Genomic DNA, 13,459 nt, shown 5'->3' on the forward strand with positions numbered 1-13,459 from the left:
GAGCGTCACGCGTTCTGGTCAGGGGAGAAGGAGCGGTCGGCCGCGAGGGCCGCCTGCAACGGGGTGGCCGACAGCGTGCCGCCGAGCCATTCGGCCGATGCGAGCCGCGCCGCGTAGTCGGACACCGGCGAATCGATCACGAATGCGTCGACGTCGAGCCGCCGGCTCAGCGCGTCGAGTGCGCGATGCACGCGCTCGGGCGTATCGGCCAGGACCGTCGGGCGCAACTCGTCGATCCGGTAGTCGGACGCGCCGCTTTGCCGCGCGAATTCGGCGGCCGCCTGCGCGCTGGCGAGATTGAAGCTCTGGCCGCCCGCGAACTGCAGCTTGAAGATCTTCAGCGACCCGATCAGTTGCTCGGCTTCGTCGCGCGTCGGCGCGGCGACCGCATACAGCGCGACGAGCGGTTTCATGCCGCCTGCGCCGCGGTATGCGTCGAGCGAGCGCTCGAGATTCGCGTCGTCGCCGTTGAAATGCCCCGCGTAGCAGAAGCGCCAGCCGTTGCGTGCGGCGAGCGCGCCGCTGTCGGGCGAGCCGCCGAGCAGGATGCGCTCGGGCGGCTGCGGCGGCACCGGCATCGCGACCGCGCCGGCGAGCGGATGATCTTCGGCGACACCCCAGCCGAGAAACGCGTCGAGCTCCGCGAGCTGGCCCGCGAAGTCGGGCTTGCGCGCCTTGTCGTGGAACCACTGCAGCGCGCGCGTGGTCAGCGGCAGCCCGCCGGGCGCCTTGCCGATGCCGAGGTCGACGCGGCCCGGCGCGAGCGCGGCGAGCAGCTTGAACGTCTCGGCAACCTTGAACGGGCTGTAGTGCTGCAGCATCACGCCGCCCGAGCCGACGCGGATGCGCGACGTGTGCGCGAGCAGGTGCGCGACGACGACCTCCGGGGCCGAGCTCGCGAAGCCCGGCGTTCCGTGATGCTCGGCGACCCAGAAGCGTTCGTAGCCGAGCTGTTCGGCGCGTTGCGCGAGCGTCGTCGTGAAGCGCAGCGCATCGGCGGCGGTCGCACCGTCGGCGATCGGACTCTTGTCCAGCAGCGAAAGCGAATAAGACATGGTGAGCGGCGTTCCTGCGTGAGCGTGGATGGACGGTGGCGTGCGGCGTTCAGCTTTTCGGCAGCCCGGGCGGATTCGTGCGCGACTGGTCGATCGCTTCGGACGCGAGGTTCCAGCGGTCGAGCACCTGCTGGTAGCGGCCGCTCTTGATGAGCCCGTTCAGCGCGACGGTCAGCGGATCGGCCAGGCCGCTGCCGCGGCGCGTCGCGATCGCGATGTCGGCCGTGCGCGGCCAGCCGCCACTGATTGCGCCGACGAGCCGTGTCTTGCCTTGCTGCGCGCTCTGGTACGCGAGCACCGAGTTCACGCTGAACACGGCGTCGGCGCGGCCCGACTGCACGGCGACGATGCGCATCGCCTGGTCGTCGTAGTACTGGATCTGCACGGGTTTCAGCCCGTGCGCGACGTTCTCGCGGTCCCACGCGAGCAGGATCTTTTCCTGGTTGGTGCCGGCGTCGGTCACGATGCGCAGGCCCGCGACGTCCTTCGGCTCGCGGATCGCCTGGATCTTGCTGTCGTTGCGCACGTAGAAGCCGACCTGATCCTTGCGGTAGGTCGAGAAGTCGAGCTTCTGCTTGCGCTCCTCGGTGACGGTCACGTTCGAGATCACCGCGTCGACCTTCCCCGATTCGAGCGCGAGCGGCCAGTCGGCCCACGCGAGCGCGACGATCTTCAGCTTGCGGCCGAGGCTGTCGGACACGAGCTGGCCGATGTCGGCGTCGAAGCCGATCACGGTGCGTGCGTCGGTCGCATACGAGCTGATCGGCGGCAGGCTCGGCGCGATGCCGATCGTCAGCGTGCCGGCTTCGGCGAACTTGAACGACGCGGGCACCGCGCGCTCGACTGCCGCATCGGCCGTGCCGCGCGGGCGGCCGCGCTGTTCGGGGCTCAGGTCGAACGTCGAGGCGGCGGCTGCCGTGGCGAAGGCGGTCAGGCCGATCAGCGCGGCGGCCAGCGTGCGCACGGCACGGGAGGAAAGCGGTACGGCTCGTTGCATGAAAACGTCCTGTCGTGGAAGGCGGAATGTGCGAGGTGAAAGGCGGGGCGTCAGCGCGGCAGCACCGGTTCCGGCACGGGCGCCCACAGGTCGGTGAGCGTCGACGTGCGCGACGGATCGACGAGATCCTTGCCGAAGCGCAGGTGGAAATACGCTTCGGGGTCGATCGACGAATCGAACAGCCGCGTATAGCCGGTGCGGTCGTACAGCGCCCAGGCTTCGGGCTGGCGAAAGCCGGTGGTCAGGTAGAGGCGCTGGTAGCCCTGCTGCGCGGCGCGCAGTTCGAGCGCATCGACGATGCGTCGTGCGAGGCCCTGGCGGCGCAGGTCGGTGTGGGTCCAGATGCGCTTGAGCTCGGCGGTCCGTGCGTCGTAGCGCTTGAATGCGCCGCCGCCGATCGTTTCGCCGTCGCGCAGCAGCAGCACGAACGCGCCTTCGGGCGGCGTGAACAGTTCGGCCGGGTAGCGTGCGAGTTCGTCGCGGGCCGATGCGCGGCTGTCGGGGCGGTATGCGTTGTAACGCGTCGAATACTCGTCGATCAGCGCGTCGATCAGCGGCTGCGCGCGGACGTCGAGCGGCGTCGTGTCGATGAGGCGGTCGTTCGTGGCCATGGGCATCGCGGAGGGCGCGCGATGCGGACGTTCCTGGCGGGGTGCGGGCACGCGGCCCGTCCTGTCTGTTCCGCTATCGCGACGCAGTTGTCGTGATGGCGGCGGTCGCCGTGCATCCTGCGATGCCGTTGGCGGGCCGCCGCCGTTTCGAACACGTTAGCGGGGCGGCCGGCAAAGGCGAACGAAGCAATTTCGATAAGGATTTCGCGGTAAGCGTCAGAAGGCTTGCAGCGGGCGTGGGGTGGGGCGAGGCGAACGGGTGTGGTGGGAAGCCGGGCCCGTTCGGCGTGCGGGCAACGCAGACGAACGTCGCGGAACAGCGGGGTGCGGTGGTTTCGATGATCGGCCAGCCATGCCGATTCGAGACTGGCGCTTCAGGGGCGCCGCGACCCGCCGGCACGGTGGCGGCGGTCCTCGTCGAATGATCGCGTCAGCGCGAAACCCCGCCGTCGCGGGGCGATGATCCCCGGCGACGACGGCGTTCAGGCCGCTGCCGCCTGATCGACCGAGTCGTGCCGATCGCCGCCCAGGATATCGACCAGACCGGTCAGCATCCGCTCCAGTTCACCCGTCATCAGCGTGACGTCGGAGTCGAAGCGTTCATCGTCATTCTGCGCGGTGGGATCCGCCGCCTCCTTGATCACGTCGAGCGGCGTGACACGCTTGATCGTCAGCGACGGTGTCAGCACGAAGGAGATCCGGTCATTCCAGGTCATCGCGAGGCGCATGCATTGCTTGCCGGTTTCGATGTGCCGGCGCATGTCGTTCGCTTCCAGCGCGTGGCCGACGTACCGCACCGTGGCGCCGCCTTCGCCGCTCGAGCGCAGCTCGGCATCCTGGTCGACCGTGAATCCGCCCGGCGCTTCGCCGGACAGCAGCCAGTCCGTCATCGCGGCGACCGGCGAACGCGCCACATGAACGCCGGCGAGCGGCAGCGAGTCGATCGATTTGACGAGCAGGCTGCGAACGTCGTCGCCAAGCGCCTGTGCCGCCGCATCGATGACGAGCCAGCCGTTCACCGTGTCGATCCACACGCGGGTATCGCGGCGAATGCTGAACGCGCGCGGCAGCAGTTCGTCGACAACCTGCTCCTTGAGTTCGCGCAGCTGTTTTCGGCCTACCTTGAAGCCCTGCTGTTCCTCGACTTCAAGCGCACGTGCCTTGGTCACCTGATTGACGACCGACGCCGGGAGCAGCTTCTTTTCGGCACGAAACACCAGCAGCATCTGCCGGTTGATCGAATACACGAGCGCGCCGTCGTCACGCGGCGACGCCCATCCGGCGCTTTGCATGTCGACGCTGTTGCCCGGCTGGAACGCGTGAGGCGCCAGCCATTTTTCCATCTGGTCGGGCGTTACGGCCCAAGGTGCCGGAAGACGATGAAGCTGAAGGTTCTTGAACCACATAGGAGGACGGGCAAAGCGCGTCATTCTATCTTACGTTGACGCTCCCGGCCGGAAGCAGGCGCTTGCGGAAGACCGCGTTCGCGCGGCAAATCGACAAGTCGGCGGTAAAGTTCCCGGCAGAGGCGAATCGGCTTGCGCTAGTCCGTTCCCGGTTTCGGATCGCGAAGGGGATACCGGATCAGAATGTCGCGACATTGCAAGATGATTGCCGGCAGGTACGATTGGTCGATCGATTCCTTGAATTCGTGCCGCTCCAACAAGTGGTCGGGCGTGATGTCGATCTGCACGTCGATGTGCCCGCCTGTTCGGGCTGCCAGGGTCGCGCCGAGATTGGGCTCGATGCAATCAAGCTTCGCGACGCCAGACAGCGATGCGTAGAGATGTTCGGATTCGTCAAGGAACCGCGCCACTTCACCCAAGTGAACGATGGCACCGGCTGTTGAAACGGATGAGTGTCCAGAGTCGTATCGCGCCGTTACGTGCAACCAGTTTCCATCCCAGTAATCCTGCGCCAACGGAAATTGACGGCCATGGACCCAGAGTTTCAAGCGCCCGATCTGCAAGCAGGGTTCACTCGGATCCACATGAGGTTGCTTGGACATTTCAGCTGAATCACTCGACGACCCGCGCCGGCGTCGACAACTCCGCCAGCTGAAACAGGCAATCCCCACGCTGCACCTGCGCGGGCACGCGCTTGCACACCACCTCGCCATCGCCCTTGAACCGGTGCAGCACCGGTTCGCGTAGCGGCGTATCGGGGAAATGCACCCATGCAGCCGGTTGCCCGGCCTTCACCTGGTCGCCGAGTTCGACGAGCGGCTCATATAGCCCGCGCTCGTATGCATAGACGAAATGGCGATCGCCGTCGACGCGCATGAAGCGCGTGACCGTCGGCGGCGCGTCGGGCACGAGTGCGCCATGCAGCAGGCCGATATACCCGAGGTAATGCAGCAGCCCGTGACGGCCGAGCCGGATCAGCGACGGATCGGCCATGCCGGCGCCGCCGAGTTCGGTGACGATCGAGATCGCGCCTTGCCGGCGCGCGGCCGACGCCGAATGCACGGGATTCGGCGCATGCAGCAGCGCATTCTGCAACCCGAACGCGACCAGCAGCCCGTTGAGTTTCTCGGCTTCGGCAGCGTCGAGCGGATCGATCGCGAGCATGTTGCCGCCCTGGTACAGCAGCGAGCTGCCGCCCGAGTGCAGGTCGACCAGATACTGCGCGCGCGACAGCAGCGCGTGCTCGATGTAGTGGGCGATCATCTGCGTCGGCGTGCCGGTCGGGTCGCCGGGGAAGCTGCGGTTCAGGTTGCCTTCGTCGAGCGGCGACACGCGCAGGCCCGCGTCCGCCGCCGGGAAATTCGCCATCGGCAGCAGGATCAGCTGCCCGGCGACCATCTCGGGTTCGATCTCGCGCATCAGTTGCGACACGATGATCTGGCCTTCGTACTCGTCGCCGTGGTTGCCGGCCATCACGAGCGCGACGGGGCCGTCGCCGTTGCGGATCGACGCGATCGGGATCGGCAGCCAGCCGTATGCCGAGCGGTGCACGGAGTGCGGCAGCCGCAGGTAGCCCGCGTGCTTGCCTTGCGCGTCGAGATCGATTTCGCAGTGAATGGGATTTCGGTGTGAGGAGGAGGCGGTCATGGCAGCGTCGTTCGATGAACGGAATCTGCCATCTTATCGGGAAACGACCGCCGCGCGGCGCACCGGGCGCGCGCACCGCGGAACGTCCACGCGCGCTCAATCGAAATACGGCGCCAGTACCGGCTCGATCCAATCCATGAACGCCCGGACGCGCGGCGAGAAATTGCGCCGATGGGCCACGACGAGCGACGCGGTGAGCGGTTCCGGACGCAGGTCGGGCAGCACCTCCACCAGCGCGCCGCTCGCGATGTGATTCGCGACCCCTGAATAGCCGGCCTGGATCAACCCGATGCCGGCAAGCCCGGCCGCGTGATAGGTCTGCACGTTGTTGACCTGCATCGCGCTCGGCAGCGCCAGCGTCGCATAGCCGTCGCCGCTCGGATATTCCCAGCCGGCATGCCGGGCGCCAAGCGTCAGCGAGTAGTGGACCATGCAGTGCCCTTGGCCGAGCAGATCGTCGAGCGTGAGCGGCACGCCATACCGCGCCAGATAGTCGGGACTTGCCGCATTGATCATGCGCAGCCGGCCCAGCGGTCGGGCAATCAGCGTCTCGTCCACGATCGGGCCCATGCGGATCACGCAATCGAATCCTTCCTGCACGAGGTCGACACGCCGATCGGTGCTGGACAGCTCCAGTTCCAGCTCCGGATGTGCCGCCATCAGCTGCGGGAGCGCCGGCACCACGACGCTGCGCGCCAGCTCGGTCGGCATGTCGACGCGCAACCTGCCGCGCAGGCGCGTGCTGCCGCCGGAGAACATCGATTGCAGTTCCTGGACGTCGGCCAGCAGGTCTCGTGCGCGCGAATAGAACGCGCGGCCGTCGTCGGTCAGCTGCACGCTCCGCGTCGTTCGATGCAACAGCGCGACCCCCACGTCGCGTTCGAGTTGACGGACCACCGTCGAGACACGCCCTTTCTGGATGCCCAGGCTTTCGGCCGCCCGCGTAAAGCTCGTCATTTCGGCGACACGCGCAAAGATCAACAGCGCATCGAGGTTTTGCATTGTTCACCCACGGAGTAACAGAACGTTCAATCGGTCGTCATTTATAACTCAGTTATGACCCAGTAGAGTGCCTTCCGATGTCGTCATCCGGCGACAACCTGAACGAAAGGGCACAACCATGACGCGACACGCTTCTCCGGTTAAGACGGCCGTGGTCTACCACTCCGGCTATGGGCATACCCGACGGCTGGCCGAGGCGGTTGCCGAGGGCGCCGGCGCCGTCCTCGTCGCCATCGACGCCGACGGCAACATTGCAGAAGACGCATGGGACACGCTGGCCGGCGCCGATGCGATCCTGTTCGGTTCGCCGACCTACATGGGCGGGCCCAGCTGGCAGTTCAAGAAGTTCGCCGATGCGTCGTCGAAGGCGTGGTTCGACGGCGCATGGCGCAACAAGATCTTCGGCGGCTTTACCAACAGCGCAAGCGTCAACGGCGACAAGCTGAATACGCTCGAATACTTCGTCCTGCTGGCCGGGCAGCACGGCGGTATCTGGGTGAGCATGGACATCAAGCCGGCGAACCTGAAGGCGTCGGTGCGTGACGACCTGAACCGCATGGGCTCCTATATCGCACCGATGGCGCAGACGCCGGCCGACGCGTCGCCCGACGAGATGTCGCCGGGGGATCTCGAGACCGCGCGCCGCTATGGCGCACGCGTCGCGACGATCGCCGCGCAATTTGGCGCCGGGCAGTCCTGAGTCGACTGAAGTCCTGGCATGCGCGGTGCGCCGGACCGGACGTCGCCGCTTCTTTTAAAGCCGAGCCTGAAGGAAATACGATCATGAAATACAAGCGACTGGGCCGCACCGGCCTGTATGTCTCGGAACTGTGTCTCGGCACGATGACGCTGGGCGGCAATGCCGATGCCGGCATGTGGGCGTCGATCGGCGCACTGGATCAGCGTGACGCGACCCGGCTGATTTCACGTGCGCTGGACGCGGGAATCAACTTCATCGATACCGCCGACATCTATTCGTTCGGCCAGTCCGAACGCCTCGTCGGACAGGCGCTACGTGACCTCGGCGTCCCGCGCAGCGAGATCGTGCTGGCGACCAAGACGGCCGGCGCGATGGGCCCGAAGCCCAACGATCAGGGGGCGTCGCGCGGCCACATCATGGATTCCGTGCAGCGAAGCCTTGAACGCCTCCAGGTCGACCATATCGACCTTTACCAGATACACGCGACCGACTCCGTCACGCCGGTCGAAGAGACGTTGCGGGCGCTCGACGACCTGACGCGGCAGGGGCTGGTTCGCTATGTCGGCGTCTCGAACTGGCGCGCCGGAAAAATCGGCAAGGCGCTCGGCCTCAGCCAGGCGCTTCATGCGACGCGCTTCGAGACGCTGCAGGCCTACTATTCGATCGCCGGCCGGGACGTGGAGCGCGAACTCGTGCCGCTCGCGATCGACGAGCAGATGGGGCTCCTGGTCTGGTCGCCGCTCGCCGGCGGGTTGCTGTCGGGGAAGTTCGGTCCCGGCGCGCCGACCGAGGAAGGCTCGCGCCGCAGCCATTTCGATTTTCCGCCGGTCGACCTCGAGCGCGCGTGGCCGTGCGTGGCCGCGATGCGCGCCATCGCCGACGCGCATGGGGTTTCGGTTGCCCGGATCGCGCTCGCGTGGTTGCTCGCGAAGCCGCATGTGACGAGCGTCATCATCGGCGCCAAACGGGTCGAGCAGCTCGACGACAATCTCGGCGCGGTCGAGGTCGAGCTGACCGAAGACGAGCTTGCGCGTCTGGACGCCGTGAGTGCGTTGCCGCCGAGCTATCCCGGCTGGATGATCGATCGTCAGGAAGCGGGCAGGGTGCCGCAGCCTTTTACGGGCGCCGCGTCGAAATAGGACGTAACGCAGCGTTCGAGCCGGGGGCTGCAACGCCGCCCCGTGTCGAGCTGCGTGCGCTTGGCGGAGCGCGGCGTCGGATGGCGCGTGGTGCCAACCCGGCTCCGGCTCCGGCTCCGGCTCCGGCGGTGGTGCGGAGCCGGCTGGCGAGGGGTTCAAGCCCGTCTCGTTCCGCTTCGCCAACCGGGATATCCTGAATAGGATAAAGAATTGCATATTGAACATGCAGTTTTGATGAACTAAGTTCTCCAAAGCCGATGCCAAAAACGGCCGGTGGATCGACCCGACGTACGTTTGAATATGCTCATGTGTTGCATATAGGGCGGCGCTCCCGCCTGACAAGCGACGACAGCGTCCGGTCGACACGCCGACATACAAAACGGATCGCACACGATCCCCAATGGAGACACCACTGATGAGCAGCGTTATCGAGCCAGGCGCCCCGGCGGGCGCCGCGCCTTTCTTTTCGAAGGAAGCCACCATCGCGCAACCGGGATTTTCGCGCTGGATGGTGCCACCCGCGGCGCTGGCCGTGCATCTGTGCATCGGCCAGGCCTATGCGTTCTCGGTGTTCAACGGTCCGCTCACGAAAGTGATCGGCGTCACCGATTCCGCGCCGGGCGACTGGTCGTTGACGACGCTTGGCTGGATCTTCTCGCTCGCCATCTTCTTCCTCGGCCTGTCGGCGGCCTTCGCCGGCAAGTGGCTCGAACGGGTCGGCCCGCGTCGCACCATGTTCACGGCTGCGTGCTGCTTCGGCGGCGGCTTCCTGATTTCCGCGCTCGGCGTGAAGACGCACCAGATCATGCTGCTGTACTTCGGCTACGGCGTGGTCGGCGGCATCGGATTGGGGCTCGGTTACGTGTCGCCGGTGTCGACCCTGATCCGCTGGTTCCCCGATCGCCGCGGGATGGCGACCGGGATGGCGATCATGGGTTTCGGCGGCGGCGCGATGATCGCCGCGCCGCTGTCCGTCGCGCTGATGAATCACTTCAAGAGCGCGACGAGTGTCGGCGTTGCCGAGACGTTCGTCGTGCTCGGCATCGCGTACTTCATCTCGATGTCGATCGGCGCGCTCGCGATCCGCGTGCCGCCCGCCGGGTGGAAACCGGCCGGCTGGACAGCGCCCGCGGTGACGAAGAACAAGATGATCACGTCCAATCACGTGCACATCGACGAAGCGCTGAAGACGCCGCAGTTCTACCTGATCTGGCTCGTGCTGTTCCTCAACGTGACCGCCGGGATCGGCATCATCGGGCAGGCGTCGGTGATGATTCAGGAAAGCTTCAAGGGCGCGGTGAGCGCGGCGGCTGCGGCCGGCTTCGTCGGGCTGCTGTCGCTGTTCAACATGGGCGGGCGTTTCGTGTGGGCGTCGGCGTCGGACTGGGTGGGGCGCAAGAACACGTATTTCATTTTCTTCGCGTTCGGGGCGGTGCTGTATTTCTGCGCGCCGCTGTTTGCATCGTCGGGGCAGATCGCGTTGTTCGTGCTGACGTTCTGTCTGATCCTGTCGATGTATGGCGGCGGGTTCTCGACGGTGCCGGCGTATCTCGCGGATATGTTCGGGACCGCGTATGTCGGCGGCATTCACGGGCGGCTGCTGACTGCCTGGGCCGCGGCGGGTATCGCGGGGCCGGTCCTCGTGAACTACATCCGTGCGTATGAAGTGGCGCACGGCGTCGTGAAGGCCGATGCGTACACGATGACGGTTCACATCATGGCGGCGCTGCTCGTGATCGGTTTCGTCTGCAACCTGTTCGTCAAGCACGTGGACGAGCGCCATCACATGACCGATACCCAGCTCGAAGCCGGCAAATGAATTCAGGAGACGCCGCAATGAATGAAACCGCTACTGCCGTTCGTCCGACCAACAAGGCGGTGTTGGCCGTGTTCTGGCTTTATGTGCTGGTGCCGCTGGCCTGGGGCGTGGTGAACACGTTGACGACGGCGATGAAGCTGTTTGGGTGAGGGCGTGCGCGTCCGATCGGACACGATCGGTCGACGCAGGTTCGACGATCGCAGACGCCGCGCGCAGTCGCATCTTTGCCAATCGCTATCTGTCATGAGGAAGTGGCGCCCCCTGCTTACCGTGGCAAGCGCACTGACGAGTACATGCTTCATGGCGTCTCGACGTCATCGAGACCGACAACCGCGGGCCTGTTCCACGACACGCGAAACGGTATCCGGAGGCATTCCATGCAGGAAGAGGGAATACGTGAAGCGCTGAATGCGCACTGGCAAGCGTCGGCGGACGGCGATCTCGACGCGGAACACGATATCTACGACGACGATGCGGTCTGCGACTATCCGCAGTCAGGGGAGCGCATCCTCGGGCGAACGAACTTGCAGGCTTTGCGGAGTCATCATCCCGGCAAGCCGGCAGGTTTCGATGTCAGGCGAATTCAGGGGGAAGGCAATCTGTGGATCACGGAATACGCGATCACGTATGACGGGCGGCCGGCTTACACGGTGAGCATCATGGAGTTCCGCAACGGCAAGGTCGTCCACGAGACCCAGTATTTTTCGGATCCCTTCGACGCGCCCGCATGGCGGAGGCAATGGGTTCAGCCGATCGCGTGACCACGACGATCGGCGCTGCAACGGTGTCGCGTGCGCCGGCGAAGCGACATCCTTGCTTCGCCGATGGACACCGATTTTGCTCGGCGGGCACGACACGAGGGACGACGCGCGATGTTGCATCGATGAACGCATGCCGATGCGCGGGCCGGCTGCGTTCAGGTATTGGATTTCGCGCCGCCCCCTTGTCGCAACAGGGCCGGCGCATGCAATCGTCTTACCGTCCCGATGTTTCAGCTTCGAGACGTCCTTCTTCCCACAGTGCCCAGAAACGGCTGCCTGCGCGATACGGATTCGCGCGTCGCGCACCGTGATCGGCGACGCCCTGGCGGAACGCGCCGTACAGCGTCAACGGCGGATTGTCGATCGATGCGGCTTCGCGTACGGCCGGCATGCGGCGTTCGGACACGAGCCGGCGGATCAGCGATTCGCCGTCGATCACGTCCAGTTCGTCGATGGTTTCGCTGCGGCTGAGGACTTCGACGGTATTCATGCTGGGTCTCCCTGACCACCTGTTTCCCTGACAGGGAGCAATAAGAGTGCCAGCCTTGAAAAGCCGTGCGCTGCATCGATCGTGCCGGCTTCTGCGGCCAACGTGAGACGTGGCGAGCGGCGATGTTACGGAACACGTCACGTGACACGCGAACGCGCGACGCCACGTGCGAACCCGCAAAGCGTTTCGGAATTGAATCGTCGGGAGGATGCGGCAGGCAGGGAAAAGCCGGGGAAGCAGCGGGCGGTGCGCGCGTCGCCTCAGGTTGCGGCGGCCGGCGCCAAGCGGCGGCTGCCGCTCGAATAGAAGCAGTAGATGCCCTTGCCGGCCGACTTCGCGTCGTACAGCGCGCTGTCGGCCTGCCGGATCAGTTCGTCGGGCGAGCCGTGCCCGTCGTCGAGCGCGATGCCGATGCTGATACCGATGCAGACGGTCTCGCCGATCGACAGCGCGTACGGCGCCGAGATCTGCCGGATGATCCGCGCGGCGAGGATCGAGCATGCCTGCATCGTCGTGTCGTCGATCGCGACGATGAACTCGTCGCCGCCGACGCGCGCGGCGAGCTCGCCGGGCGGCAGCGTCTTGCCGAGCCGTTCGGCGACTTGCGTGAGCACTTCGTCGCCGGCCTGGTGGCCGAACCGGTCGTTGATCGACTTGAAACCGTCCAGGTCGAGGTACATGACGGCGAAAGCGGGGTTCGGCAGGCGCGGCCGGCGCGCGAGCATCCGCTTGAGCTCCGCATGCAGTTCGTGGCGGTTCGGCAGACCGGTCAGTGCATCGTGCCGCGCGAGGTGCCGGATGTGCTGTTCGGTCTGGCGGCGCGCGGTGACGTCCTCGACGATGATCACCGCGTTGCCGTCCGGCACGCGGTGGCGTGTCATTTCGAGCTGGCGGCCGTTGGTGAGCGCGATGTCGAACGGCACGGGCTCGTTGCGGCTCAGCCATGCTTCGCACTGCGCGGCGAGGCCGGTACCGCCGGGATCGGTTGCGGTGTTCGTGCCGAGCGCCGCGACGACGGCGGGCAGCGGCGTATCGAGCATGATCTCGCGCGGCGAGCCGAACAGTTGCGCGGTGCGCCGGTTCGCGACGATCACGCGGCTGTCGCCGTCGATCATGCACAGGCCGTGCGGCATGTAGGTGAGGGCCGCGTCGAAGCGCGCGACGAGTTCGGCGTTGCGCTGGCGCGCGGCGATCAGCGCGACGAGCACGCGGTAGTGGCGCTGGACGACCGTGCGCATGGCCGCGAGATAGATCGCGAGCGGCGGCAGCAGCAGCCACGCGCCCGCCCGGTGCGCGAGCAGCGCGCCGACGCCGATCGGCAGCACGCCGAGTGCGACCTGCGTCATCGCGAGCCGCGGCAGCGCCGAATTGCGCGACGCAATGCCGCCGAACACGCCGCCCGCGACCATCACCGACAGCGTGCCGAGCTCGACGTCGACGGCCTGCACGCAGCCCATCACGCCGAGGCCGAGCACGAAGCACGCGACGAGCGACACCGGCGCATAGCGCCTGGCCCAGTACTCGGCGCGGTCGTCGCCGGCGTTGCGCCGTACCGCATAGGCCCGCGCGATCGACAGGCGCGCGATGAGCAGGCCGATGTCGACGACGAGCCACGCGACGCACCACAGCTGCTGCAGCCGGATCAGCGCGACGGCGGCGACGAAGCCGCTCGCGAGCCCGGACAGCGCCATCGGGCGCACGTCCTCGAACAGCGTCACGAGCATCGATGGACGCAGCGCGGCCGTCACGCGGTGGTTGCCGGAGGGGGGAGTGGCGAGAACGGAGTTCAGGAGAGATGCCCTGACTGCCATGGTTTTTGACCTCGACACGAT

General features: G+C 66.3%; 14 protein-coding genes. 5 read left to right on the forward strand and 9 right to left on the reverse strand.

Annotation, left to right across the window (positions count from 1 at the left end; genetic code table 11):
* Positions 1-5: 5 nt before the first annotated feature.
* The 7 genes from AC5LXK_RS23685 to AC5LXK_RS23715 form a co-directional block, all read right to left on the reverse strand.
* Positions 6-1,055 (reverse strand): LLM class flavin-dependent oxidoreductase, encoded by a 1,050-nt coding sequence (locus AC5LXK_RS23685; RefSeq protein ID WP_493393903.1) that lies wholly within the window; start codon positions 1,053-1,055, stop codon positions 6-8.
* 49 nt (positions 1,056-1,104) lie between these two features.
* Positions 1,105-2,052, reverse strand: a complete 948-nt coding sequence (locus tag AC5LXK_RS23690; RefSeq protein WP_493393904.1) for an ABC transporter substrate-binding protein — start codon at positions 2,050-2,052, stop codon at positions 1,105-1,107.
* A 50-nt stretch (positions 2,053-2,102) separates the two neighbouring features.
* A complete protein-coding gene (locus AC5LXK_RS23695) occupies positions 2,103-2,663 on the reverse strand; it encodes a GNAT family N-acetyltransferase (protein WP_493393905.1) in 561 nt (186 codons plus the stop codon).
* A 482-nt stretch (positions 2,664-3,145) separates the two neighbouring features.
* The gene (locus AC5LXK_RS23700; RefSeq protein ID WP_493393906.1) at positions 3,146-4,069 is read right to left on the reverse strand and encodes a recombination-associated protein RdgC; all 924 of its coding nucleotides are present in this window, start codon (positions 4,067-4,069) and stop codon (positions 3,146-3,148) included.
* A gap of 137 nt (positions 4,070-4,206) precedes the next feature.
* A complete protein-coding gene (locus AC5LXK_RS23705; RefSeq protein WP_493393907.1) occupies positions 4,207-4,617 on the reverse strand; it encodes a WapI family immunity protein in 411 nt (136 codons plus the stop codon).
* Positions 4,618-4,681: 64 nt separating this feature from the next.
* A complete protein-coding gene (locus tag AC5LXK_RS23710; protein WP_493393908.1) occupies positions 4,682-5,716 on the reverse strand; it encodes a succinylglutamate desuccinylase/aspartoacylase family protein in 1,035 nt (344 codons plus the stop codon).
* A gap of 96 nt (positions 5,717-5,812) precedes the next feature.
* Positions 5,813-6,718 (reverse strand): LysR family transcriptional regulator, encoded by a 906-nt coding sequence (locus tag AC5LXK_RS23715; protein ID WP_493393909.1) that lies wholly within the window; start codon positions 6,716-6,718, stop codon positions 5,813-5,815.
* Positions 6,719-6,836: 118 nt separating this feature from the next.
* Here AC5LXK_RS23715 and AC5LXK_RS23720 point away from each other — a divergent pair, with 118 nt between their 5' ends.
* From AC5LXK_RS23720 to AC5LXK_RS23740, 5 genes are all read left to right on the forward strand, one after another.
* Positions 6,837-7,418, forward strand: coding sequence for a flavodoxin family protein (locus AC5LXK_RS23720; RefSeq protein WP_493394041.1), 582 nt, complete (start codon positions 6,837-6,839; stop codon positions 7,416-7,418).
* Between the two features lie 83 nt (positions 7,419-7,501).
* Positions 7,502-8,557 carry an aldo/keto reductase gene (locus AC5LXK_RS23725; RefSeq protein WP_493393910.1) on the forward strand — a complete coding sequence of 352 codons (1,056 nt, stop codon included), beginning with the start codon at positions 7,502-7,504 and terminating at the stop codon, positions 8,555-8,557.
* Between the two features lie 415 nt (positions 8,558-8,972).
* Positions 8,973-10,376, forward strand: coding sequence for an L-lactate MFS transporter (locus AC5LXK_RS23730; RefSeq protein WP_493393911.1), 1,404 nt, complete (start codon positions 8,973-8,975; stop codon positions 10,374-10,376).
* A gap of 17 nt (positions 10,377-10,393) precedes the next feature.
* A complete protein-coding gene (locus tag AC5LXK_RS23735; protein WP_493393912.1) occupies positions 10,394-10,525 on the forward strand; it encodes an MFS transporter small subunit in 132 nt (43 codons plus the stop codon).
* A 228-nt stretch (positions 10,526-10,753) separates the two neighbouring features.
* Entirely contained in the window at positions 10,754-11,137 is a 384-nt protein-coding gene (locus AC5LXK_RS23740; RefSeq protein WP_493393913.1) for a nuclear transport factor 2 family protein, read from the forward strand.
* Positions 11,138-11,351: 214 nt separating this feature from the next.
* Here the strand turns inward: AC5LXK_RS23740 and AC5LXK_RS23745 are convergent, their stop codons facing one another.
* On the reverse strand, positions 11,352-11,627 hold the full coding sequence (locus AC5LXK_RS23745) for a hypothetical protein (RefSeq protein ID WP_493393914.1): 276 nt from the start codon (positions 11,625-11,627) through the stop codon (positions 11,352-11,354).
* A gap of 260 nt (positions 11,628-11,887) precedes the next feature.
* Positions 11,888-13,438, reverse strand: coding sequence for a diguanylate cyclase domain-containing protein (locus tag AC5LXK_RS23750; protein ID WP_493393915.1), 1,551 nt, complete (start codon positions 13,436-13,438; stop codon positions 11,888-11,890).
* Positions 13,439-13,459 lie beyond the last annotated feature (21 nt).

It is taken from the genome of Burkholderia pulmonis (assembly GCF_984667975.1).

Excerpts from the sequence above, each read along its gene's own strand:
- AC5LXK_RS23685 (WP_493393903.1), bottom strand. The coding sequence starts at position 1,055 with ATGTCTTATTCGCTTTCGCTGCTGGACAAGAGTCCGATCGCCGACGGT.
- AC5LXK_RS23690 (WP_493393904.1), bottom strand. The coding sequence starts at position 2,052 with ATGCAACGAGCCGTACCGCTTTCCTCCCGTGCCGTGCGCACGCTGGCC.
- AC5LXK_RS23725 (WP_493393910.1), top strand. The coding sequence starts at position 7,502 with ATGAAATACAAGCGACTGGGCCGCACCGGCCTGTATGTCTCGGAACTG.
- AC5LXK_RS23735 (WP_493393912.1), top strand. The coding sequence starts at position 10,394 with ATGAATGAAACCGCTACTGCCGTTCGTCCGACCAACAAGGCGGTGTTG.
- AC5LXK_RS23700 (WP_493393906.1), bottom strand. The coding sequence starts at position 4,069 with ATGTGGTTCAAGAACCTTCAGCTTCATCGTCTTCCGGCACCTTGGGCC.
- AC5LXK_RS23745 (WP_493393914.1), bottom strand. The coding sequence starts at position 11,627 with ATGAATACCGTCGAAGTCCTCAGCCGCAGCGAAACCATCGACGAACTG.
- AC5LXK_RS23715 (WP_493393909.1), bottom strand. The coding sequence starts at position 6,718 with ATGCAAAACCTCGATGCGCTGTTGATCTTTGCGCGTGTCGCCGAAATG.
- AC5LXK_RS23740 (WP_493393913.1), top strand. The coding sequence starts at position 10,754 with ATGCAGGAAGAGGGAATACGTGAAGCGCTGAATGCGCACTGGCAAGCG.
- AC5LXK_RS23710 (WP_493393908.1), bottom strand. The coding sequence starts at position 5,716 with ATGACCGCCTCCTCCTCACACCGAAATCCCATTCACTGCGAAATCGAT.
- AC5LXK_RS23695 (WP_493393905.1), bottom strand. The coding sequence starts at position 2,663 with ATGGCCACGAACGACCGCCTCATCGACACGACGCCGCTCGACGTCCGC.
- AC5LXK_RS23750 (WP_493393915.1), bottom strand. The coding sequence starts at position 13,438 with ATGGCAGTCAGGGCATCTCTCCTGAACTCCGTTCTCGCCACTCCCCCC.
- AC5LXK_RS23720 (WP_493394041.1), top strand. The coding sequence starts at position 6,837 with ATGACGCGACACGCTTCTCCGGTTAAGACGGCCGTGGTCTACCACTCC.
- AC5LXK_RS23730 (WP_493393911.1), top strand. The coding sequence starts at position 8,973 with ATGAGCAGCGTTATCGAGCCAGGCGCCCCGGCGGGCGCCGCGCCTTTC.